At 48.2% G+C, this 255-nt stretch carries 1 rRNA gene; it reads left to right on the plus strand.

Annotated elements, in window-relative coordinates:
* Positions 1-255, plus strand: a 23S ribosomal RNA gene (locus tag KW839_RS27385); the annotation flags it as partial.

The raw sequence follows: 255 nt of genomic DNA on the forward strand, positions 1-255 counted from the left end.
AACCAGGGGAACTGAAACATCTAAGTACCCTGAGGAAAAGAAATCAACCGAGATTCCCTTAGTAGTGGCGAGCGAACGGGGACTAGCCCTTAAGTGGCTTTGAGATTAGCGGAACGTTCTGGAAAGTACGGCCATAGTGGGTGATAGCCCTGTACGCGAAAATCTCTTAGTCATGAAATCGAGTAGGACGGAGCACGAGAAACTTTGTCTGAATATGGGGGGACCATCCTCCAAGGCTAAATACTACTGACTGAC

It is taken from the genome of Pseudomonas sp. PDM31 (assembly GCF_019218965.1).
In the GTDB taxonomy this organism is placed as follows: Bacteria; Pseudomonadota; Gammaproteobacteria; order Pseudomonadales; family Pseudomonadaceae; genus Aquipseudomonas.